The following is a 22,688-nucleotide window of genomic DNA, read 5'->3' on the forward strand; positions in this document are numbered from 1 at the left end:
CGCTATATAAATAGAAAGCGGCGCTCCGGTTGCCCGGAGCGCCGCTTTTTTTCGTCGGCCCGCCGCGCCGCCCGCGCTACGGCTGCAACTGGTGCACGAACGCGCGAATGCCCGCGAGCAGCATCTCGACCGAGATCGCGACGAGCACGAGGCCCATCAGCCGCTCGAACGCGGCGACGGTCCGCTCGCCGAGCCACGCCTGAATCCGTTCGGCCAGCACCAGCGTGATCGCGCAGACGATCATCGTGACCGTCAGCGCGCCGACCCACTCGAGCATTTTGCCGGGCGCCTGCGACGTCAGCAGCATCACCGTCGCGAGCGCGGACGGCCCGGCCAGCGCCGGAATCGCGAGCGGCACGATGAACGGCTCGCCGCCCGCGCGCGGATCGCTGCCGAGCGCGCCGTCCGGATGCGGGAAGATCATCCGCAGCGCGATCAGGAACAGCACGATCCCGCCGCCGAGCCGCAGCGACAGGTCGGTGAGGCTCATCATCCGCAGGAAGCGGTCGCCGACCAGCATGAAGAACAGCAGGATCACGAACGCGATCCCCACTTCGCGCAGGATCAGCTTCACGCGCCGCTCGCGCGGCACATCCCGCATCGCCGTGATGAACAGCGGGATGTTGCCGAGCGGATCCGTGATCAGCACGAGGAGCACGGTGGCCGACAGGAACGTGTATTCCATCGTGTCCCCCGGTCGCCGCGCTTAGTGCGCGAGCGCGGCGCGGATCTTTTCGGCGACCGTCGCCGCGGCCGTGTCGGCCGGCAGCAGCGTCGCTTCGGCGTCGCGGCGGCCCTGGTACTCGATCTTGCCTTCCTTCAGGCCGCGCTCGCCGATCACGAGACGATGCGGCACGCCGATCAGCTCCCAGTCGGCAAACATCACGCCCGGGCGCTCGCCGCGATCGTCGAGGATCACGTCGATGCCGGCCGCGACGAGTTCCGCGTACAGCTTGTCGGCCGTCTCGCGCACCATGTCGCTGCGGTCATAGCCCATCGGGCACAGCACCACCTCGAACGGCGCGATCGACTCGGGCCAGATGATCCCGCGGTCGTCGAAGTTCTGTTCGATCGCCGCGCCGAGAATGCGCGTGATGCCCACGCCGTAGCAGCCCATCAGCATCGGCTGCGGCTTGCCCGACTCGTCGAGGAACGTCGCGCCCATCGCTTCCGAGTACTTGGTGCCGAGCTGGAACACGTGGCCGACTTCGATGCCGCGGCAGATGTCGATCGCGCCCTTGCCGTCCGGCGACGGATCGCCCTTCTTCACGTTGCGCACGTCGGCGACGTCCGGCTCCGGCAGGTCGCGGCCCCAGTTCACGCCCGCGATGTGATAGTCGACCTCGTTCGCACCGACGACGAAATCGCTCATGTTCGCGACCGTACGGTCGGCGATCACCTTCACCGGCTTCTTCGTGCCGACCGGGCCGAGATAGCCCGGCGGCGTGCCGAACCACTCGACGATTTCCTGCTCGGTCGCGAAGCGGTGGTTCTTCAGGCCCGGCAGCTTCGACACCTTGATCTCGTTCAGGTCGTGATCGCCGCGCAGCATCACGAGCCAGATGGTCGGCTCGGCGCCTTCGTTGTCGGTCGCGAGCACGATCGACTTGATCGTGCGCTCGAGCGGGATCGCCAGCAGTTCGGCGACGGCCTCGCACTTCGCCTTGCCGGGCGTCGCGACCTTTTCCATCGCTTCGGCCGGCGCCGCGCGCTCAGGCGTCAGCGGCAGCGCTTCGGCCGCCTCGACGTTCGCCGCGAATTCGGACGTCGGGCAGTACGCGATCGCGTCCTCGCCGGTATCGGCGATCACGTGGAACTCGTGCGAGAAGTTGCCGCCGATCGAGCCGCTGTCGGCCGCGACCGCGCGGAACTCGAGGCCCAGGCGCGTGAAGATGCGCACGTACGCGTCGTACATCTTGCGGTACGACTCGTTCAGGCCGGCCGCATCCTTGTCGAACGAATACGCGTCTTTCATGATGAATTCGCGGCCGCGCATCACGCCGAAGCGCGGGCGGATCTCGTCGCGGAACTTCGTCTGGATCTGGTAGAAGTTCACCGGCATCTGCCGGTAGCTCTTGATCTGGTTGCGCGCGATGTCGGTGACGACTTCCTCGTGCGTCGGCCCGATCACGAAATCGTTGTCCTTGCGGTCCTTGAAGCGCAGCAGCTCGGGGCCGTACTGCTCCCAGCGGCCCGACTCCTGCCACAGCTCGGCCGGCTGCACGGCCGGCATCAGCAGCTCGATGGCGCCCGCCCGGTTCATTTCCTCGCGCACGATCGCCTCGACCTTGCGAATCGAACGCAGGCCGACCGGCAGGTAGTTGTAGATGCCGCCGGCGACGCGACGGATCATGCCGGCGCGGACCATCAGCTTGTGGCTGACGATCTCTGCGTCGGCGGGTGCCTCTTTCAGGGTGCCGATAAAGAAACGGGAAGCTTTCATGCGGACGGTTCCAAAAACGGCGCCCCCAGGCGGGGCGCCCGAAAAAGTTTCAAGGTGAAAAAGCGGCGCGCCGCGAACGACGATGGCGCAGATGACGTAGCAGACTAATCAGGGACAATTCAGCCGGTGTGCCCCGCGCGGATTCGCTCCGTCACGGTGCGCAGCGCCCGTTATCTGTTTATAATCAAAGCAATTTTAAAGGATTCGAAGGTGGTTGTATGCTGGATCGTGAAGGCTTTCGCCCGAACGTCGGCATCATCCTCTTGAACGCGCGCAACGAGGTGTTTTGGGGCAAGCGGCTCCGCGAGCATTCCTGGCAGTTTCCTCAAGGTGGGATCAAGTACGGCGAGACCCCCATGCAGGCGATGTACCGGGAACTGCACGAGGAAACGGGCCTGCATCCGGAACACGTCAAGATAATCGGCCGCACCCGCGACTGGTTGCGTTACGAGGTGCCTGACAAGTTCATCAAACGCGAAGTACGCGGTCATTACCGCGGCCAGAAGCAGATCTGGTTCCTGCTGCGGATGGTTGGACGCGATTGCGACATTTGCTTGCGCGCGACCGACCACCCGGAGTTCGATGCGTGGCGCTGGAACGAGTATTGGGTACCGCTCGATGCGGTGATCGAGTTCAAGCGGGATGTCTATCAGTTGGCGCTGACGGAACTGTCGCGCTTCCTGCGCCGCCCGGCGCAGCGAGCCGAGAAGCCGCGCGGGCCGCGTGTGTCGCGCTATCCGCGCGTCATTGGCGCACAGGCTCAAACGCTGACGATTGTCGACGCATCGGTGGTTTGTTCGGAGATCGAAGTGGAAGCGAGCACGCTCGACGAGATGCCGCCCCACGTGATCGTCGGCAAGTGACGAGTCGGACTGCATGACCGGGCGCGACCTTGGTGTCGCGCCCTTTTTTTACGAGGAATGCATATTGAAAGCGATTGCTCTCGCGCTCGCATCGATCGCCGCGATGGCCGCCCTGGCCGGCTGCGCGAACTCGAAAGCGCCGTCCAACAAGGATGACAGCGAGTTCGTGTACCTGCTCGACCGTCAGGGAACCTGGAAGGAAAACGCCGTCGACACGCTGCCGCCGCTGCCGCAAACGGGCGATCTGCTGCCGTTCAACGTGTCGCAGAACACACCGCTGAAGTTCTTCGTCGATGCGAAGTCCCTCGAGGTCGGCAGCGACGGCGTCGTGCGCTACGCAGTCGTCGTCACGAGCCCGGCCGGTGCGCGCAACGTGAACTACGAAGGCATCCGCTGCGACACCTACGAATGGCGCCAGTACGCCGGCCTGAACTCGGACCACAACGGCTGGGATCGCACCGTCGAGAACGACTGGCGGCGCATCGAGAACGGCGAGCTGAACGCCTACCACTCCGCGCTCTACCAGGACTACTTCTGCGCGAACAAGATGCCGCAGGGCTCGACCCGGCAGATCCTCGAAAACATCCGGTTCCACCGCACCGCGATGACGCAGTTGCGCTGACGGCACGCGATGCGGGTCGTCCGCATCGCCCTCCCGCCGGACAAAAAAGCCCGCATCGCGCGGGCTTTTTCATTTGAACGGCGGCATTTGGCCGGCGCTCACACCAGCACGAGGTTGTCGCGATGAATCAGTTCGGGCTCCAGCATGTAGCCGAGCACGGTCTCGATCTCGCCGCTCGGCTTGCGGTGAATCAGCTTCGTTTCCGCGCTGCTGTAGTTCGTGAGCCCGCGCGCCACCTCGCGCCCGTCCGGGCCGACGCACGCGATCACCTCGCCGCGCGCGAACGCGCCCTGCACGTCGATCACGCCGATCGGCAGCAGGCTCTTGCCGCCGGCCGTCAGCTTCTCGACCGCGCCCGCGTCGATCACGACATGGCCGCGCACCTGCAGATGGTCGGCCATCCATTGCTTGCGTGCCGCCATCCGCGCGGTACGGGCGATCAGTTGCGTGCCGATCGCCTCGCCGGCCGCCAGGCGCACGAGCACGTCGGACTCCCGGCCGCTCGCGATCACGGTATTCGCGCCGCTGTGGGCCGCACGCTTCGCCGCGAGGATCTTCGTCAGCATCCCGCCGCGACCGAGGCTCGAACCGGCCCCGCCCGCCATCGCCTCGAGCTCCGGCGCGCCCGCATTGGCCTCGCCGACGAGCTTCGCATTCGGGTCCTTGCGCGGATCGGCCGTGAACAGCCCCGACTGGTCGGTGAGGATGATCAGCGCATCGCCTTCGATCAGGTTCGCGACGAGCGCGCCGAGCGTGTCGTTGTCGCCGAACTTGATTTCGTCGGTCACGACCGTGTCGTTTTCGTTGATGATCGGCACGACGCCGAGCCGCAGCAGCGTGAGCAGCGTCGAGCGCGCATTCAGGTAGCGCTCGCGGTCCGCCAGATCGGCGTGCGTGAGCAGGATCTGCGCAGTGCGGATGCCGTGCTCGGTGAAGCGGCTCTCGTAGACTTGCGCGAGCCCCATCTGGCCGACCGCGGCAGCGGCCTGCAGCTCGTCGATTTCCCGCGGCCGCTTGCTCCAGCCGAGCCGCTGCATGCCTTCGGCAATCGCGCCCGAACTGACGAGCACGACTTCCTTGCCCTGCGCACGCAACGCGGCGATCTGGGCTGCCCAGCGGCCGATTGCAGCATGATCGAGCCCCTTGCCGTCGTTGGTCACGAGGCTGGAACCCACTTTCACCACCAATCGCTTCGAATCCGCGATGATCGAACGCATCCTGCACTGTCTCCTGTATCTGATGCCGGCCCGCCGGGCGCGATGGAACGCCGACGCCGGGCGGCACGCCCGGCGCGTGATCTGACCGCCTGACCGTTCAGGCGTCGTCGCCCGGGGCCGCGCCGCCCTTCGCCGGCGGCGCATCGCGGAAACGCACGTCCGCCGCGAGATCCTCCGCCTCCGCCGCGCGATGCGCGTCCGAATGTTCGGAGAGGTAGTCGTAGATCGCGTAGCACAGTGCTTCGCAGCCCTGGCCCGTCAGCGCCGAGATCTCGAACACCGGGCCGTCCCAGCCGAAGCGGTCGAGGAAATCCGCGACGCGCGCCTCGCGCTCGTCTTCCGGCACCATGTCCAGCTTGTTGAGCACGAGCCAGCGCGGCTTCTCGTAGAGCGCCTCGTCATACTTGCGCAGTTCGCCGACGATCGCCGTCGCTTCCGCGACCGGATCGACGCTTTCGTCGAACGGCGCGAGATCGACCAGATGCAGCAGCACGCCGGTACGCTGCAGGTGACGCAGGAATTGATGCCCGAGGCCCGCGCCTTCGGCCGCCCCTTCGATCAGCCCCGGGATATCGGCGATCACGAAGCTCTTGCTCGGGCCGACCCGCACCACGCCGAGATTCGGCGCAAGCGTCGTGAACGGGTAGTCGGCGATCTTCGGCTTCGCATTCGACACCGACGAGATGAAGGTCGACTTCCCCGCGTTCGGCATGCCGAGCAGGCCGACGTCGGCGAGCACCTTCAGCTCGAGCTTCAGCATGCGCCGCTCGCCCGGCTTGCCGTCCGTCTTCTGGCGCGGCGCGCGGTTCGTGCTCGACTTGAAATGCAGGTTGCCGAGACCGCCGGCGCCGCCCTGCGCGAGCATCACCTGCTGGTCGTGCTCGGTCAGGTCGGCGATCAGCTCGCCCGTTTCCATGTCGCTGATGATCGTGCCGACCGGCATGCGCAGCGTGACGTCGTCGCCGCCCTTGCCGTAGCAATCCGAGCCGCGACCGTTTTCGCCGTTGCGCGCGAGGTGCTTCTTCGCGTAACGGTAGTCGATCAGCGTGTTGATGTTGCGGTCGGCGATCGCGTAAACGCTGCCGCCCCGGCCGCCGTCGCCGCCGTCCGGCCCGCCGAACGGGACGAATTTCTCGCGGCGCATCGACGCGCTGCCATCGCCTCCGTCGCCGGCGATGACTTCGATTCGTGCTTCGTCAATGAACTTCATTCGTCACTCCGCCCAGTATTTCCGCTATTGTGCCGCGCGCCAGCACGCTTGAACAATCTGCCGTTCGGCCGATCGACCGCCGGTTGCGCGAGGGTCGCCGGTCCGCACTGGCGGGCGGCGACCCAATAAAAAAGGCCCCGCGAAGACTGCGGGGCCTTTCGGCTACGAAGCCCGTGGGTGCCTGACTTAGGCAGCCGCCGGGACGACGATGACCAGATGCTTCTTGTCCGCGCCCTTCGTCGCGAACTTGACGTGACCGTCGACCAGCGCGAACAGGGTGTGATCCTTGCCCATGCCGACGTTCTCGCCAGCGTGCATGCGCGTGCCGCGCTGACGCACGATGATGCCGCCAGCGTTGATTGCCTGGCCGCCGTACACTTTCACGCCGAGACGTTTCGACTCGGAGTCGCGGCCGTTCCGGGAAGAGCCGCCTGCCTTTTTGTGTGCCATCTGATTGCTCCTTTACCGAGGCGCTTACGCGTTGATCGCGTCGATGCGCAGCTCAGTGTAGTTCTGGCGGTGGCCGCCGTGCTTTTGGTAGTGCTTCCGGCGACGCATCTTGAAGATGGTGACCTTGGCATGACGACCGTGCGACACAACGGTGGCCTTGACGGAAGCCCCACTGACCAGCGGCGTACCGAACTGAATCGATTCGCCTTCGCCCACTGCGAGAACCTGGTCGAGCGTGATTTCAGCGTCAATGTCAGCCGGTATCTGTTCTACTTTGAGTTTTTCGCCAACGGCAACCTTGTACTGCTTGCCGCCGGTTTTTATGACCGCGTACATTGAGAACCTCACTCTGGATCCAATTTTTCCGCACACCACGCGCGGAAAACACGTGATTATACATGGGCTTAGCATCCAAGTCAAAGCCGATCGACGATTGCCGCGCGCGGGCTTCGGCCGGACGGCCAAAATCGCGCCGCTGGTACGTCTGACAGACCGGCATATCGCGGATTCGACTTATAATCCGCCGCATCACCCAATTCCATCATCATGTCGTCGTCCACCGCCTCCCCCACCCTCAGCGCCGCCCACCTGCTCGCCCCGATCACCAGCGACATGGAGCAGGTGAATCGCGTTATCCGGCAAAGCCTCGCGTCCGACGTGCTGCTGATCAACCAGATCGCCGAATACATCATCGGCGCGGGCGGCAAGCGGCTGCGTCCGGCGTTGCTGCTGCTCGTCGCCGGCGCGCTCGGCGAAACGTCGCACCAGCGGCACGTGCTGGCCGCCGTCGTCGAGTTCATCCACACGGCCACGCTGCTGCATGACGACGTCGTCGACGAATCCGAGCTGCGCCGCGGCCGCCAGACGGCCAATGCGCTGTTCGGCAACGCGGCGAGCGTGCTGGTAGGCGACTACCTCTACTCGCGCTCGTTCGAGATGATGGTCGGCGTCGGCAAGATGCGCGTGATGGAGATCCTGTCCGAAGCGACGACGATCATTTCGGAAGGCGAGGTGCTGCAGCTCCTCAACATGCACGACGCGGACGTCGACGAAACGCGCTACATGCAGGTGATCCGCTACAAGACGGCGAAGCTGTTCGAGGCGTCGGCGCGCCTGGGCGCGGTGCTCGCGGGCGCCGATGCGCCGACCGAGGCCGCCGCCGCCGAATACGGCCGCCGGATCGGCACCGCGTTCCAGATCATGGACGACTGGCTCGACTATGCGGGCACCGCCGAGGCAATGGGCAAGAATGCCGGCGACGACCTGCGCGAAGGCAAGCCGACGCTGCCGCTCATCTATCTGATCGAGCGCGGCACGCCCGAACAGTCGGCGCTCGCACGCGAGGCGATCGAACACGGCGGCACCGATCGCTTCGACACGATTTTCGAAGCGATCACGCGCTCGGGCGCGCTCGATCACACGCTTGAATGCGCACGCCAGGAAGCGCAGGCGGCCGCCGCCGCGATTGCCGCGTTCCCCGATTCGATCTACAAGGAAAGCCTGCTCGGGTTGTGCTCATACTCGACGTCGCGGCAATCGTAAACACGCCGCGAACGCGAAGCGATGCGTTGTCTCGAAAATTTTCTTCATCAAAGTATTCCCTTTTAGAAAAAACATCGTTATAGTTACGTTCTTGCTTGTGACGACGCAGCGATTCTTAACGAAGACGGCGAAGTCGGAAGAGCAAAAATCGGGGTGTAGCTTAGCCTGGTAGAGCGCTACGTTCGGGACGTAGAGGCCGGAGGTTCGAATCCTCTCACCCCGACCAGATTTAAAAAAACCGTGCACCGCGTGCACGGTTTTTTTTCGTCCGGCCGCCGCGGGCCCTCGTGTCGCGCGCGACACATCGCGGTCGCCGGCCTCTGCTATATTTCCCCCATCCCTGTCCTTCACTGCCCTTTCCAACGCGTGGACCAAATTCCCTTATGGGCGCAAATCGGCGCCGTCTTCCTGCTTCTTCTCTGTTCCAGCTTCTTTTCCATTTCCGAGACCGCGATGATGGCGCTCAACCGCCATCGGCTGAAGCATCTCGCAGGTCAAGGCGCACTCGGCGCGAAAACCACGCAGGGGCTTCTCACGCGCACTGACTTGCTGCTCAGCGTGATCCTGATCGGCAACAACCTGTTCAACACGATCATCCCGGTCCTCACGACGTCGCTCGCGCTCCATACGTTCGGCCGCAACAACCTCGCGCTGTCGATCGCCACCGGCGTCGTCGCGTTCCTGATCATCGTGTTCGCGGAAATCGCGCCGAAGATCGTCGGCGCGACGTTCCCCGAACGCATCGCGCTGCCCGCGAGCCTCGTGATCGCCCCGCTGATGCGCGTGTTCAAGCCGGTCGTGTGGTTCGTCAACGCGCTCGCGAACGGCGTGCTGTGGGTACTGCGCATCAACACGAAGACGGGCCGCGACCAGCGGATGTCGGCCGACGAGCTGCGCGCCATCGTGCTCGAATCGAGCAGTTTCATGCCGACCAAGCACCGCAGCATCCTGCTCAACCTGTTCGACCTCGAGAACATCACGGTCGACGACGTGATGGTCCCGCGCCGCCAGATCGAGTCGCTCAACTTCTACGCGCCGCTCGACGACATCCTGCATCAGCTCGAAACCTGCTATCACAACCGGCTGGTCGTCTACGAAGGCGACATCGACAAGGTGCTCGGCGTGCTGCACGTGCGCAAGACGCTCACCGGGCTGCACAACCAGGATTTCGACCGCGAGACGCTCCGCGCGCTGCTCGCCGAACCGTACTACGTGCCGTCCGGCACGCCGGTGGTCCAGCAGCTCCAGTTCTTCCAGGAAACCCGACAGCGCACCGCGCTCGTCGTCAACGAGTACGGCGAACTCGAAGGGCTCGTCACGCCCGAGGACATCATCGAGGAACTGATCGGCGAATTCACGACGTCGATGCCGCGCAGCGAACGCGCGGGCGGCTGGGACGAGAACGGCGAATGCATCGTGTCGGCCAGCATGCCGCTGCGCGAGCTGAACCGCTGGCTGCACCTGAAACTGCCGACCGACGGGCCGAAGACGCTGAACGGACTGGTACTCGAGATCCTCGAGGAAATTCCGGAAGACGACGTGTGCCTGAAAATCGGCGACGTGATGCTCGAGGTGATGCGCAGCGACGATCAGGCAGTACGCACCGTCAAGCTCTTCAAGCCGCGCGGCACGCGCACCGTGCGCGCCGCCTCGCGCTAGGGCCGGTTCACGCTAATAACGGGCTAGCGCTAGCCGAACGGCCGACTGCCGGCGCTGGCCGCGACGCGCGATGATCTGCGCATCACGGTCAACTGGCGGCCAGCGTGCCGGCTCACATGCACTTTCCTTCCTCCGCGGCGTCGCTACACGCGCGGTCGGCGCCCGCGCACGCCGGCGCGCCGCCCGCCGACGCGCCCCATGCACTCGATGCGGCCCAGCTCGACGATGCCCCCGCCGTACGGCTGCTGACGGACACGCTGCACGCGGCGCGCGTGCGCGACGCGTCGGACATCCACGTCGAGCCGTTCGAAGCCGGCTGGCGCATCCGTCTGCGCATCGACGGCGTGCTGCATGAACACGCGCGACCGCCGCTGCACCTGCGCGATGCGCTCGTCACGCGGATCAAGGTGCTCTCGCGCATGGACATCGCCGAGCGGCGGCTTCCGCAGGACGGCCGGCTGCGCATCGCGATCGACGGCGGCACGCGCGGCGACTATCGTGTCAGTTCGCTGCCCACGCTGTTCGGCGAAAAGCTCGTGCTGCGGCGGCTCGAAACGCTGCCGCCCGATCTCACGCTGGCCAACCTCGGCTTCGATGCGCGGCAGGCGGCCGCGATGGAGGCCGCGATCCGCGCGCCGCATGGCCTCGTGCTCGTCACGGGCCCGACCGGCAGCGGCAAGACGCTGTCGCTCTACTGCGCGCTGCAAATGCTCGATCGCGACGCGCACAACGTCTGCACGGTCGAGGATCCCGTCGAGATCCAGCTCGACGGAATCAATCAGGTCGGCGTCGCCGACAAGGCGGGGCTCACGTTCGCGACGGCGCTGCGCGCGCTGTTGCGACAGGACCCGGACGTCATCATGGTCGGCGAGATTCGCGATGCGGAGACGGCCGACGTCGCGATCAAGGCCGCGCAGACCGGCCATCTCGTGTTGTCGACGCTGCACACGAACGACGCGCCGGCAGCCGTCGCGCGGCTGCTCGACATCGGCGTCGCGCCGTACAACCTCGCCGCCGCGCTGCACCTCGTCACCGCGCAACGCCTCGTCCGGCGCCTGTGCGTTCACTGCCGCGCGCCTTCGGACGCATCGGCGCGCGCGCTGCGGGAATCCGGCTGCGACCCGGCGGCGCTGGCGGCCGGCTGGCGGCCGTTCGTCGCGCGCGGCTGTTCCGCCTGTCACGGGATCGGCTATCGCGGCCGCATCGGCCTGCATCAGACGATGCCGGTCTCGCCCGCGCTGGCCGAGCGCATCGTCGCGCGGGCGAGCGTCGGCGAACTCGCGCACTGCGTGGCGGCCGAGGGCGTGCGCACGCTACGCGACGCGGCATTCGCGCGCGTCATGGACGGCACGACGAGCCTCGCGGAAGCCGTCGCCGCCACCCCCGCCGCGTGAACGTGCGCACGCCGCCGCGCGAAACCCGCTTCGCATGGCGCGGCCGCCATCGCGACGGCTCTCCACGCCGCGGGATCGTCATCGCGTTCGACGCCTCGGCCGCGCGCGCCACGCTCGCGCGCGACGGCATCGCGGTACTGTCGCTCGACGTCCGCGGGCCGGCCCGTCCGCCTACGGCGGCCGCGCGCGACATCACGCGCTTCACGCACCAGCTCGCGAGCCTGCTGCAGGCCGGCCTGCCGCTCGCGCCGTCGCTCGAGATGCTCGCGCGCACCCGCACGCGCGACGGCGTGCCGCGCATTGCCGCGGGTCTCGCCCGCGAGATCGTCGGCGGCCGGCGCTTCGCCGATGCGCTCGCACGCTATCCATCGCAATTCGGCACGCTGTATCGTCAGTTGATCGAGGTCGGCGAAGCGTCCGGTTCGCTCGGCGTCGTGCTGACACGGGTCGCGGAACACCGCGAGCGCGCCGATGCGCAATGGCGCAAGCTGCGCGCCGCACTCGCGTATCCGGCCGCCGTCATCCTGTTCGGGCTCGCGATCTCCGCTGCATTGATGATGTGGGTCGTGCCGACCTTCCGGCAGATCTTCGACGGTTTCGGCGCCGCGCTGCCCGCGCCGACCCGCGCGCTGCTCGCGCTGTCCTCCGCGCTGTCGGCGTGGGGCGGCGTACTCCTGGCCGGCGCGGCCGCCACGGGCCTCGCCGCGCGGCACGCGCTGCGGCGCTCGGCCGCGCTGCGTCACGCGCTCGCGCGGCGCCTGCTGCGCGCTCCGCTCGCAGGCAGCGCGCTCGAGCGGTACGCCGCCGCACGCTGGTGCCGTTCGCTGGCGACCCTGCTCGGCGCCGGCGTGCCGCTCGCCGATGCGTTCGCCACGCTGGAGCGCACGGCCGGCCACCCGGTGTTCGCGCACGCCACCGCGCACATCGCCGCACGCGTGTTGCGCGGCGTACGTCTGGCCGATGCGATGCATTCGGCCGGCTGCTTTCCGGACGACGTCGTGCAGCCGATCGCCGTCGCCGAGGAAACCGGTGCGCTCGACACGATGCTCGCCGACATCGCCGCGCTGTGCGAACGCCAGCTGGACGCGCGCCTCGATGCGCTCGCGGCGCTCGGCGAACCGTTGATCGTGATCGTGCTGGGCGCACTCGTCGGCGGTCTCGTGATTGCGATGTATCTGCCGATCCTTCAACTCGGCAACGTGGTGTAGCATCGCAACCGATTCTGTCGCCTTTTAAGTCCGAACCTTGAGCCTCATGACGCCCGCGCCCCTGTCCGCCGTTTCCGATTCGCCCGAGAGCACGCTGCTCGCGCTGGCGATGCTGCCGCCCGCGCTGCAGTATGCGTTCGCGGTCGTCGTCGGCCTTTGCATCGGCAGCTTCCTGAACGTGGTCGTGCACCGGTTGCCCGTGATGATGCAGCGCGCGTGGCAGGCCGAGATCGCCGAGGCGACGGGCACCGCGAGCGCCCCGCCCGACGACGGTTATCCGCCGCGCTACGATCTGTGGCGCCCGCGCAGTGCCTGCCCGCATTGCGGCCACGTATTGCGCGCGTGGGAAAACATCCCGCTCGTCAGCTACCTGATGCTGCGCGGGCGCTGCCGGCGCTGCGGCCATGCGATCGGCATCCGCTACGTGCTCGTCGAGATCGCGTGCGCAGGGCTCGCCGCCGGCTCGCTCGCGGCGTTCGGCCCGACCGTCGCCGCGCTTGCCGCGTTCGCGCTGTGCGCGGCGCTGCTCTCGATGAGCGCGATCGATATCCGGACCGGCTACCTGCCCGACTCGATGACGCTGCCGCTGCTGTGGGCAGGGCTCGTGCTGAACCTCGGCGGCACCTTCACGTCGCTGCGCTCGGCCGTGATCGGCGCGATGGCCGGCTACCTGTTCCTGTGGTCGATCTACTGGCTGTTCAAATGGCTGCGCGGCATCGAGGGCATCGGTTTCGGCGACCTGAAGCTGCTTGCCGCGCTCGGCGCATGGATGGGCTGGGCCGCGCTGCCGCAGGTCGTGCTGTTCGCGGCGGTGACCGGCGCGATCGTCGGGCTCGTCGCAACCTGGCGCGGCCGCATGCGCTTCGAGGAGCCGATTCCGTTCGGCCCGTTCCTCGCGGCCGGCGGCGTCGCCACGCTGTTTTTCGGCACCCCTTTCTATGCGGCGCTCGGAGGCTGACATGTTTTCCGTAGGACTCACGGGCGGCATCGGCAGCGGCAAGACGACCGTTGCCGACCTGTTCGGCGCCCGTGGCGCATCGCTCGTCGATACCGACCTGATTGCCCACCGCATCACCGCGCCGGGCGGCCTCGCGATGCCCGCGATCGAGCAGGCTTTCGGTCGCGACTTCGTGGCCGCCGACGGCTCGCTCGATCGCGCGAAGATGCGCACGCTGATCTTCAGCGACGACGCCGCGCGCCGGCGCCTCGAAGCGATCACGCATCCGCTGATCCGCGCGGAGACCGATCGCGACGCGCGCAAAGCGCGGGGCCCGTACGTAATGTTCGTCGTGCCGCTGCTCGTCGAGTCGGGCACCTGGAAGGCGCGCAGCGATCGCGTGCTCGTCGTCGACTGCCCGGTCGAAACGCAGATCGCGCGCGTGATGCGGCGCAACGGTTTCACGCGCGAACAGGTCGAAGCGATCATCGCGCGACAGGCGTCGCGCGAAGCCCGCCTCGCGGCGGCCGACGACGTGATCGTCAACGACGCGCTCACGCCCGACGCGCTCGCCGCGCAGGTCGATGCACTGCACCAACGCTATGTCGAATTCGCGGCCGCCGCGCACTGAGCATCGCGCGCAATCGTGATGGTGTACGAAATTGGCGCGTTGCTAGGGTAGAGAGGGGGCATTAGAATGTCCTTCATTGTTTCAATCCCTACCCAAGAGGCGAGCGCGCTTGATTCTTTACGAGTATCCGTTCAACGAGCGAATTCGCACGCTGTTGCGTCTCGAAGATCTGTTCGAGCGCTTCACGTTCTTTTTGGCTCAGGAGGACCCGCGTGAACACCACGTCGCGCTGACGACGCTGTTCGAAATCGCCGAGGTAACGGGCCGCGCGGACCTGAAATCGGATCTGATGAAGGAGCTCGAACGTCAGCGCCAGACGCTCGCCCCCTTTCGCGGCAATCCGGGCATCGAGCAGAACGCGCTCGAAGCCGTGCTCGGTGAAATCGAGCAAACGCTCGCGAATCTCGCGCAGATGCAGGGCAAGACCGGCCAGCACCTCGTCGACAACGAGTGGCTCGCCAGCATCCGCAGCCGCGCGGTGATTCCGGGCGGTACCTGCAAGTTCGACCTGCCGTCGTACTACGCGTGGCAGCAATGGCCTGCGGAGCAGCGGCGCCAGGACATCGCGAAGTGGGTCCTGCCGATGCTGCCGTTGCGCGACGCCGCGGCGATCGTGCTGCGGCTCGCGCGCGAATCGGGTCAGGCGTCGAAGGTCATGGCGATGCAGGGCAGCTACCAGCAGATGCTGTCCGGCCGCACCTACCAGCTGATGCAGGTACGGGTGCCGCCGGAGCTGCGCGTCATTCCCGAAGCGAGCGCCAACAAATACATGCTGTGGGTACGGTTCACCATGCAGGACGGCGATGTACGGCCGCGCGCGGTGGACATCGACGTGCCGTTCCATCTGACACTGTGTAATCTGTAACGGCCACGTGCCGGATCGATGCTTTCGTATGACTACCGTTGTGAAATGTCCTTCGTGCGGCGCCGAAGTGCGCTGGACGCCTGAAAACAAGTTCCGTCCCTTCTGTTCGGCCCGCTGCAAGCAGCTCGACCTCGGCGCATGGGCCGCGGAAAAGTATCGGATCGGCGGCGCCTCCGACGAGGGTCCGTCGTCGGAAGAAGACGGCACGGACAACCGCCGCGACAGCTGAGCGACGCCCCCGTCCGCCGATACGGCCCGCCTTTCCGGCAGGCCGCCGCGGCGTCATTGCGACGCCGCTTCCTTCTCGAGCAGTTCGAGCACCGGCAGCGCCGCCGGCAACAGCGGCGCGACCTCGACCGGTAGCTGCTGCCACACGAACGCCTGCCCTTCCTTGCTGTGCGGCTCGCCCGTCCAGCCCGTCACCTTGCAGAAATAGAGCCGCACATACGCGTGCGGATAATCGTGCTCGAGCGTGTGCCAGCGATGGCTGGCCGTGACTTCGATGCCGAGTTCCTCGTGCAGCTCGCGCGCCAGCGCGTCCTCGACGCTTTCGCCGGCCTCCAGCTTGCCGCCCGGAAACTCCCAGTAACCTTCGTACGGCTTCCCCTGCAGGCGTTGCGCGAGCAGGTACCTGCCGTCCGGCTGCACCATCACGCCGACCGCGACTTCGGTCACCTTGCGACCGTCCGGCGCCCGCACGGCGCCCTGTGCCAGATCCGCGCTCATGCCTGCTCCTTGCGGCCCGACCAGTCCCGCGCGAACTGCCACGCGACGCGGCCCGAACGCGAGCCGCGCTCGAGCGCCCATACGAGCGCGTCGCCGCGCGCGGTCTCGATCTCCGCATCCGGGCAGCCGAAGTGACGCAGCCAGTGCGCGACGATGTCGAGGTAGTCGTCCTGCTTGAACGGATAGAAGCTGACCCACAGGCCGAAGCGCTCCGACAGCGAGATCTTCTCCTCGACGACTTCGCCGGGGTGAATCTCGCCGTCCGGCAGATGCTTGTACGATTCGTTGTCGCTCATGTACTCGGGCAGCAGATGGCGGCGGTTCGACGTCGCGTAGATCAGCACGTTGTCCGACTGCGCGGCGATCGACCCGTCCAGCGCGACCTTCAGCGCCTTGTAGCCCGATTCGCCGTCCTCGAACGACAGGTCGTCGCAAAACACGATGAACCGCTCCGGACGCTGCGAGATCAGGTCGACGATGTCGCCGAGATCGTGCAGGTCGTCCTTGTCGACTTCGATCAGGCGCAGCCCGTCGTTCGCGTACGCATTCAAGCACGCCTTGATCAGCGACGACTTGCCGGTGCCGCGCGCGCCGGTCAACAGCACGTTGTTGGCCGGCTTGCGCTGCACGAACTGCCGCGTGTTCTGGTCGATCAGCACTTTCTGGCGATCGATGTTGTGCAGGTCGCCGAGCGTGATCGACGACACGGCCGGTACCGGCTGCAGGTAGCCGCGCCCCTGGCGCTTGCGCCAGCGGAACGCGTGCGCCGCGTTCCAGTCGATGGCCGCCGGTGCGGGCGGCAGCATTCCTTCGAGACGGCCGAGCAGCGCTTCCGCGCGCGTCAGAAACTGTTCAAGCTTGTCCATGTCGTTCGAGCGCTCCCGATCAGGAGCGGTAATCCGCGTTGATGCTCACGTAATCGTGCGACAGGTCGCACGTCCAGACGGTGGCCTGCGCGTCGCCACGACCGAGCAGCACGCGGATCGTGATCTCGCTCTGCTTCATCACGCGCTGGCCGTCCTCTTCCTGGTAGGCCGGGTTGCGGCCGCCCGCCTTCGCGACTAGCACGTCGTCCAGATAGAGGTCGATCTTGCCGACGTCGAGATCCGCGACGCCCGCATAGCCGATCGCCGCGAGAATCCGGCCCAGGTTGGGGTCGGATGCGTAGAAGGCCGTCTTCACGAGCGGCGAATGGCCGATCGCGTACGCGATCTGGCGGCATTCGGCGACGCTCTTGCCGCCTTCGACCTGCACCGTCATGAATTTCGTCGCGCCTTCGCCGTCGCGCACGATCAGTTGCGACAACACCTGAGCGACTTCCGTCACCGCGTCGCGCAGCACCGCATAGGCCGGCGAATCGGTCGACGTGATGGCCGGCAGCGAGCTCTTGCCCGATGCGATCAGGATGAACGAGTCGTTCGTCGACGTGTCGCCGTCGATCGTGATGCAGTTGAACGAGCGGTCGGCGACTTCCTTCACCAGCGTGTCGAGCACCGGCTGCGCGACGTTCGCGTCGAACGCGAGGAAGCCGAGCATCGTCGCCATGTTCGGCTTGATCATGCCCGCGCCCTTGCTGATGCCCGTCAGCGTGACCGTGTGACCGTCGATCGTCACCTGGCGCGACGTCGCCTTCGGCAGCGTGTCGGTCGTCATGATCGCCTGCGCGGCGTCGAACCAGTTCGCGGCCTGGCGGTTCGCGAGCGCGGCCGGCAGGCCGGCCTTCAGGCGGTCGATCGGTAGCGGCTCGAGGATCACGCCGGTCGAGAACGGCAGCACCTGCGCCGGCGCGATGCCCGCGAGACGCGCGAGCTCCGTGCAGGTCTCGCGTGCGTTCACGAGGCCCGGCTCGCCGGTGCCCGCGTTCGCATTGCCCGTATTCACGACCAGCGCGCGGATGCCCGCGCCGCCCGCACGGACCTTCGCCAGGTGCTCGCGGCAGACGGTGACCGGCGCCGCGCAGAAACGATTTTCGGTGAACACGCCCGCGACCGTCGCGCCTTCGTCGACGGAAATGACCAGCACGTCCTTGCGATTCGGCTTGCGGATGTTCGCTTCCGCCCAGCCGAGCGTGACGCCGGCGACGGGATGCAGTTGGGCGGGATCGATCGACGGAAAATTGACAGCCATGGGGCACACCTGCCGGATGGAAAATGCCGGCATGCGCCGGCATCGATTGGAAGAACCGGCGGCCCCACGCGGGCCGCCACAACTCACATCACTGACTCGACGCTGCGAACGACGCGGCACGCGTGACGCGCGCCGCCGCCGATCATGACAGCTTCCCGTGACATTGCTTGTACTTCTTGCCGCTGCCGCACGGGCACGGGTCGTTGCGGCCGACCTTCGGCATTTCGCCGCCGGGGCCGCTGTGCGTCATCGCGCTGCCGACCATGTCGGCCGTCGCCGTGGCCGCCGTGGCCGCCGCGGCGGCCGTGACGTTCGCGACCGGCGCACCGGCGTCCGCGTAGTCGGCGTGCTGGTATTCGACGTTCTCGAGATGACCGCCGCGCTCCTCGATCTGCTCGGCCGCCTCCTCGAGCTGCTCCGGCGACTGGATCTGCACGTTCATCACGACGCGCGTGACTTCCTGCTTGATCGCGTCGAGCATCGCGGCGAACAGCTCGAACGCCTCGCGCTTGTACTCCTGCTTCGGATTCTTCTGCGCATAGCCGCGCAGATGGATGCCCTGACGCAGGTGGTCGAGCGCCGCGAGGTGCTCGCGCCACAGGCGGTCGACCGTCTGCAGCATCACCGAACGCTCGAACGCGCTGAACGATTCGCGGCCGACCAGCGCGACCTTCGCGTCGTACTGCTCGTCGGCGGCCGTCGTCACCGCGTCGAGAATCTCCTCGGCCGTGATCGACGACGACTCGTTCACCATTTCCTGGATCGCGAGGTCGAGCTGCCAGTCGTTGCGCAGCGCTTCCTCGAGCTCGGGCACGTCCCACTGCTCTTCGATGCTGCCTTCCGGCACGAACTGGCGGACGACCTCGGTGATCACGCCGTGACGCATCGCGGTGATCGTCTCGGTGATGTCGTGCGCTTCGAGCAGCTCGTTGCGCTGCTGGTAGATCACCTTGCGCTGGTCGTTCGACACGTCGTCGTATTCGAGCAGCTGCTTGCGGATGTCGAAGTTGCGCGCTTCGACCTTGCGCTGCGCCGATTCGATCGACCGCGTGACGATACCCGCCTCGATCGCCTCGCCTTCCGGCATCTTCAGGCGATCCATGATCGAGCGCACGCGGTCGCCCGCGAAGATGCGCAGCAGCGGATCGTCGAGCGACAGATAGAAGCGCGACGAGCCCGGATCGCCCTGGCGGCCCGCACGGCCGCGCAGCTGGTTGTCGATCCGGCGCGATTCGTGGCGCTCGGTACCGATGATGTGCAGGCCGCCCGCGGCCTTCACCTGCTCGTGCAGCGTTTCCCACTCGTCGTGCAGCTGCTTGATGCGGCGTGCCTTTTCGTCGGCCGGGATCGCGTCGTCGGCGTCGATGAACGCGGCCTGCTTCTCGGCGTTGCCGCCGAGCACGATGTCGGTACCGCGACCGGCCATGTTGGTCGCGATCGTGATGCGCTTCGGACGGCCGGCTTCCGCGACGATCGCCGCTTCACGCTCGTGCTGCTTCGCGTTCAGCACTTCGTGCGGCAGCCCGGCCTGCTTCAGCAGGTGCGACAGCAGCTCGGAGTTCTCGATCGAGGTCGTGCCCACCAGCACCGGCTGGCCGCGCTCGTAGCAGTCGCGGATGTCGCGGATCACCGCGTCGTAGCGCTCCTTGGCCGTCTTGTAGATCTGGTCCTGCTTGTCGATCCGCTTCGGCGGGCGGTTGGTCGGGATCACGACCGTCTCGAGGCCGTAGATCTCGTTGAATTCGTACGCTTCGGTGTCCGCGGTGCCGGTCATGCCGGCCAGCTTCGCGTACATCCGGAAGTAGTTCTGGAACGTGATCGACGCGAGCGTCTGGTTCTCGCTCTGGATCTTCACGTGCTCCTTCGCCTCGACCGCCTGGTGCAGGCCGTCGGACCAGCGGCGGCCGGCCATCAGGCGGCCCGTGAATTCGTCGACGATGACCACTTCGCCGTTCTGCACGACGTAGTGCTGATCCTTGTGGAACAGCGTGTGGGCGCGCAGCGCGGCGTACACGTGGTGCATCAGCGTGATGTTCTGCGGCGCGTACAGGCTCTCGCCCTCGCCGATCAGGCCCCATTCGGCGAGCAGGCGCTCGGCCTTCTCGTGGCCCGATTCCGTCAGGAATACCTGGCGCGCCTTCTCGTCGAGCGTGTAGTCGCCCGGCTTCTCGACGCCCGTGCCGTCGGCCTTCTCTTCGCCGATCTGGCGCTCGAGCAGCGGCGGCAGTGCGTTCATCCGCACGTACAGCTCGGTGTGATCCTCGGCCTGGCCCGAAATGATCAGCGGCGTCCGCGCTTCGTCGATCAGGATCGAGTCCACTTCGTCGACGACTGCAAAATTCAGTGCCCGCTGCACGCGCGCGTCGGTCTCGTAGACCATGTTGTCGCGCAGGTAGTCGAAGCCGAATTCGTTGTTCGTGCCGTACGTGATGTCCGCCGCGTACGCCTGCTGCTTCTGGTCGTGCTCCATGCCGGACAGGTTGATGCCGACCGACAGACCGAGGAAGTTGTAGAGGCGCGCCATCCATTCGGCGTCGCGCTGCGCGAGGTAATCGTTGACGGTCACGACGTGCACGCCGCGGCCGGCCAGCGCGTTCAGGTACACGGGCAGCGTCGCGACGAGCGTCTTGCCCTCGCCGGTGCGCATTTCCGCGATCTTGCCGTAGTGGAGCACCATGCCGCCGATCATCTGCACGTCGAAGTGCCGCATCTTCAGCACGCGGCGGCTCGCCTCGCGACAGACCGCGAAGGCCTCGGGCAGCAGCTTGTCGAGCGACTCGCCGGCCGCGACCCGCTGGCGGAATTCGTCCGTCTTGCCGCGCAACTGGTCGTCCGTCAGCTGCTCGATCTGCGTTTCGAGCGCATTGATCGTCGCGACGGTCTTTTGGTATTGCTTGACGAGCCGCTGGTTGCGGCTGCCAAAAATTTTCTGGAGAAAACCGGTTGTCATCGGATCGGATCCTGCGTCGCAGCACCGGCGCCCGGCGCGTGTTGCGCGCCCCGGCGCCCGAGCCTCGGCGGCTTAGCGAATTAGTGGACTCAAACGACGAATTTTAGCACGCGGGGCCGCATGCGCCTGCGTCCCGGCCGAACGGCCATTGCGCGCCGGGGCCGGGTGGGCGTGGGCGAAAGCCGCCCGTGCGCGGGCCGGCGCGGGTACAATCGGCTGCAACGTCCGCGCGCGTGCGCGCTCGAAGAAAGCCTCGATGAACCGATTTTCCAAGCGTTTCGGCCCGCTCGCCGCCTATCGCCCGCAACCCGTGTCCGAAGTGCTCGGTCGTACCGACGCATTCGCGGCGCTGCGCGCCGGCGTCGAGCAGATCGCGTCGCTGCAGCGCGACCTCGGCGCGTGCCTGCCCGACTATCTGGCGAATCACGTCGAACCGGGCTTCATCAAGGACGGCACCCTGACCCTCTTTGCCGCGCACAATGCGCTGGCCGCCCGGCTGCGACAAGTCGAAGTGCGACTGCTCGGCGATCTCCAGAAGCGCGGCTGGCCCGTGACGACGCTGCGCGTGCGCGTGCGGCCGAAGGACGCGCCGGAGCCGCCGCACGTGAAGCAGGCGCGGATGACGTCGACCGGCGCCGCCGCGCTGCGCGACCTCGCCGACCACCTCGAACCGTCGCCGCTGCAGGCTGCGCTCGCACGGATGGCGGCGCGGCACGGCGCGAAACCGCGCTGACTGCCCCGGCCGCCAGCGGCGGCCAGCCAACAAAAAAGCGACCCGAGGGTCGCTTTTTTATCGCTTGCGGTAACGAATGCCGGTCACGCGAAGGCCGTCTGCGCGTCGAACGCGAACCCCTTCGGCGCAGCCTGCGGATCGTCGAACGTCACGATGTCGTACGCGTCTTCGTGTGCGAGCAGCTCGCGCAGCAGCGCATTGTTCAGCCCGTGGCCCGACTTGTACGCGGTGTACGATGCCAGCAGCGGATGGCCGACCACGTAGAGGTCGCCGATCGCATCGAGCATCTTGTGCTTCACGAACTCGTCGTCGTAGCGCAGCCCGTCGTTGTTCAGGATCCGGTACTCGTCGAGCACGATCGCGTTGTCCATGCTGCCGCCGCGGGCGAGACCCAGCTCGCGCATCATTTCGACTTCATGGGCAAAACCGAACGTGCGCGCGCGCGCGATCTCGCGCACGTACGACGTATTCGCGAAATCGACCTCCAATTCCTGGCCGGTCTTGTCGACGGCCGGGTGACGGAAGTCGATCGTGAACTTCAGCTTGAAGCCGAAATACGGATCGAGACGCGCGAACTTGTCGCCATCGCGGATTTCGACCGGCTTCTTCACCTGGATGAAGCGCTTCGGCGCGTTCTGCTCTTCGATGCCGGCAGATTGAATCAGGAACACGAAGGACGCGGCGCTGCCGTCCATGATCGGGATTTCCTCGGCCGTCACGTCGACATAGAGGTTGTCGATGCCGAGGCCGGCGCACGCCGACATCAGGTGCTCGACCGTCGACACGCGCGCGCCATCCTTCTGCAGCACCGACGCGAGCCGCGTGTCGCCGATCGACATCGCGGAGGCCGGGATATCGACGGGCGTGGGCAGGTCGACGCGCGTGAACACGATACCCGTGCCCGGCGCAGCCGGACGGAGCGTCAGTTCGACCTTGCGGCCCGAGTGGAGACCGATACCCACGGTCTTCACGATGGATTTGATGGTGCGCTGCTTCAACATGGTCTTCTTCGTCTTGATTGAAGATATCAATCAGGAGTTATATTCGATAGGCGAGATTATAGCGTAATTCCCAATTCAACGCTGTTTGAAACTGCGTATCAATCTGTTTC

At 66.5% G+C, this 22,688-nt stretch carries 22 protein-coding genes and 1 tRNA gene; 12 read left to right on the forward strand and 11 right to left on the reverse strand.

Features of this window, described 5'->3' with window-relative positions; genetic code table 11:
• Positions 1-76 precede the first annotated feature (76 nt).
• Together HWX76_RS05410 and HWX76_RS05415 are read right to left on the reverse strand one after the other, a co-directional pair.
• Positions 77-685 (reverse strand): MarC family protein, encoded by a 609-nt coding sequence (locus HWX76_RS05410; protein WP_050013881.1) that lies wholly within the window; start codon positions 683-685, stop codon positions 77-79.
• Between the two features lie 21 nt (positions 686-706).
• Entirely contained in the window at positions 707-2,443 is a 1,737-nt protein-coding gene (locus HWX76_RS05415; RefSeq protein WP_050013882.1) for a proline--tRNA ligase, read from the reverse strand.
• Between the two features lie 218 nt (positions 2,444-2,661).
• Between HWX76_RS05415 and HWX76_RS05420 the strand changes: the two genes are divergently transcribed.
• Positions 2,662-3,306, forward strand: a complete 645-nt coding sequence (locus HWX76_RS05420; RefSeq protein WP_050013883.1) for an RNA pyrophosphohydrolase — start codon at positions 2,662-2,664, stop codon at positions 3,304-3,306.
• 13 nt (positions 3,307-3,319) lie between these two features.
• A complete protein-coding gene (locus HWX76_RS05425; RefSeq protein WP_050013884.1) occupies positions 3,320-3,928 on the forward strand; it encodes a CNP1-like family protein in 609 nt (202 codons plus the stop codon).
• 98 nt (positions 3,929-4,026) lie between these two features.
• Here HWX76_RS05425 and proB read toward each other — a convergent pair whose 3' ends face one another.
• The 4 genes from proB to rplU all read right to left on the reverse strand — a co-directional run bounded on the left by proB (position 4,027) and on the right by rplU (position 7,141).
• Positions 4,027-5,145 carry a glutamate 5-kinase gene (proB, locus tag HWX76_RS05430; RefSeq protein WP_124637949.1) on the reverse strand — a complete coding sequence of 373 codons (1,119 nt, stop codon included), beginning with the start codon at positions 5,143-5,145 and terminating at the stop codon, positions 4,027-4,029.
• Positions 5,146-5,242: 97 nt separating this feature from the next.
• Entirely contained in the window at positions 5,243-6,355 is a 1,113-nt protein-coding gene (gene obgE / locus HWX76_RS05435) for a GTPase ObgE (RefSeq protein WP_050013886.1), read from the reverse strand.
• Positions 6,356-6,541: 186 nt separating this feature from the next.
• Positions 6,542-6,805: a 50S ribosomal protein L27 gene (rpmA, locus tag HWX76_RS05440; RefSeq protein ID WP_006476999.1), complete on the reverse strand. Its 264-nt coding sequence runs from the start codon at positions 6,803-6,805 to the stop codon at positions 6,542-6,544.
• Positions 6,806-6,829: 24 nt separating this feature from the next.
• Entirely contained in the window at positions 6,830-7,141 is a 312-nt protein-coding gene (gene rplU / locus HWX76_RS05445; protein ID WP_004194344.1) for a 50S ribosomal protein L21, read from the reverse strand.
• A 210-nt stretch (positions 7,142-7,351) separates the two neighbouring features.
• On the opposite strand from rplU, the gene HWX76_RS05450 reads away from it, so the two are divergent.
• The 9 genes from HWX76_RS05450 to HWX76_RS05490 all read left to right on the forward strand — a co-directional run bounded on the left by HWX76_RS05450 (position 7,352) and on the right by HWX76_RS05490 (position 15,270).
• Complete coding sequence (locus HWX76_RS05450; RefSeq protein ID WP_050013887.1) at positions 7,352-8,347, forward strand: polyprenyl synthetase family protein; 996 nt, start codon at positions 7,352-7,354, stop codon at positions 8,345-8,347.
• Positions 8,348-8,496: 149 nt separating this feature from the next.
• Positions 8,497-8,573: transfer RNA gene (locus HWX76_RS05455), tRNA-Pro, on the forward strand.
• Between the two features lie 140 nt (positions 8,574-8,713).
• The gene (locus tag HWX76_RS05460; protein WP_050013888.1) at positions 8,714-10,006 is read left to right on the forward strand and encodes an HlyC/CorC family transporter; all 1,293 of its coding nucleotides are present in this window, start codon (positions 8,714-8,716) and stop codon (positions 10,004-10,006) included.
• Between the two features lie 116 nt (positions 10,007-10,122).
• On the forward strand, positions 10,123-11,400 hold the full coding sequence (locus HWX76_RS05465) for an ATPase, T2SS/T4P/T4SS family (RefSeq protein ID WP_176015584.1): 1,278 nt from the start codon (positions 10,123-10,125) through the stop codon (positions 11,398-11,400).
• The gene (locus tag HWX76_RS05470; RefSeq protein ID WP_176015585.1) at positions 11,397-12,608 is read left to right on the forward strand and encodes a type II secretion system F family protein; all 1,212 of its coding nucleotides are present in this window, start codon (positions 11,397-11,399) and stop codon (positions 12,606-12,608) included. The genes HWX76_RS05465 and HWX76_RS05470 overlap by 4 nt, the downstream gene beginning before the upstream one ends.
• 46 nt (positions 12,609-12,654) lie before the next feature.
• Positions 12,655-13,566 (forward strand): A24 family peptidase, encoded by a 912-nt coding sequence (locus tag HWX76_RS05475; RefSeq protein ID WP_050013891.1) that lies wholly within the window; start codon positions 12,655-12,657, stop codon positions 13,564-13,566.
• A 1-nt stretch (position 13,567) separates the two neighbouring features.
• Positions 13,568-14,176, forward strand: coding sequence for a dephospho-CoA kinase (coaE, locus tag HWX76_RS05480; protein WP_050013892.1), 609 nt, complete (start codon positions 13,568-13,570; stop codon positions 14,174-14,176).
• A 109-nt stretch (positions 14,177-14,285) separates the two neighbouring features.
• A complete protein-coding gene (gene zapD / locus HWX76_RS05485) occupies positions 14,286-15,041 on the forward strand; it encodes a cell division protein ZapD (RefSeq protein WP_050013893.1) in 756 nt (251 codons plus the stop codon).
• Between the two features lie 28 nt (positions 15,042-15,069).
• Entirely contained in the window at positions 15,070-15,270 is a 201-nt protein-coding gene (locus tag HWX76_RS05490; protein WP_011544509.1) for a DNA gyrase inhibitor YacG, read from the forward strand.
• 53 nt (positions 15,271-15,323) lie between these two features.
• On the opposite strand, the gene HWX76_RS05495 is transcribed toward HWX76_RS05490, so the two are convergent.
• From HWX76_RS05495 to secA, 4 genes are all read right to left on the reverse strand, one after another.
• Complete coding sequence (locus HWX76_RS05495) at positions 15,324-15,767, reverse strand: NUDIX domain-containing protein (protein ID WP_006487137.1); 444 nt, start codon at positions 15,765-15,767, stop codon at positions 15,324-15,326.
• Entirely contained in the window at positions 15,764-16,633 is an 870-nt protein-coding gene (locus HWX76_RS05500) for an ATP-binding protein (protein ID WP_050013895.1), read from the reverse strand. Before HWX76_RS05500 ends, HWX76_RS05495 begins: the two co-directional genes overlap by 4 nt.
• Before the next feature lie 19 nt (positions 16,634-16,652).
• Positions 16,653-17,894, reverse strand: coding sequence for a bifunctional glutamate N-acetyltransferase/amino-acid acetyltransferase ArgJ (gene argJ / locus HWX76_RS05505; protein ID WP_089488150.1), 1,242 nt, complete (start codon positions 17,892-17,894; stop codon positions 16,653-16,655).
• A 142-nt stretch (positions 17,895-18,036) separates the two neighbouring features.
• Positions 18,037-20,844 carry a preprotein translocase subunit SecA gene (gene secA / locus HWX76_RS05510; protein WP_050013897.1) on the reverse strand — a complete coding sequence of 936 codons (2,808 nt, stop codon included), beginning with the start codon at positions 20,842-20,844 and terminating at the stop codon, positions 18,037-18,039.
• A 256-nt stretch (positions 20,845-21,100) separates the two neighbouring features.
• On the opposite strand from secA, the gene HWX76_RS05515 reads away from it, so the two are divergent.
• The gene (locus HWX76_RS05515; protein ID WP_050013898.1) at positions 21,101-21,577 is read left to right on the forward strand and encodes a DUF721 domain-containing protein; all 477 of its coding nucleotides are present in this window, start codon (positions 21,101-21,103) and stop codon (positions 21,575-21,577) included.
• Positions 21,578-21,660: 83 nt separating this feature from the next.
• Here the strand turns inward: HWX76_RS05515 and lpxC are convergent, their stop codons facing one another.
• Positions 21,661-22,578 carry a UDP-3-O-acyl-N-acetylglucosamine deacetylase gene (gene lpxC, locus HWX76_RS05520; protein WP_089488148.1) on the reverse strand — a complete coding sequence of 306 codons (918 nt, stop codon included), beginning with the start codon at positions 22,576-22,578 and terminating at the stop codon, positions 21,661-21,663.
• Positions 22,579-22,688 lie beyond the last annotated feature (110 nt).

This window comes from Burkholderia sp. BCC0398 (genome assembly GCF_902833245.1).
Lineage (GTDB): Bacteria > Pseudomonadota > Gammaproteobacteria > Burkholderiales > Burkholderiaceae > Burkholderia > Burkholderia sola.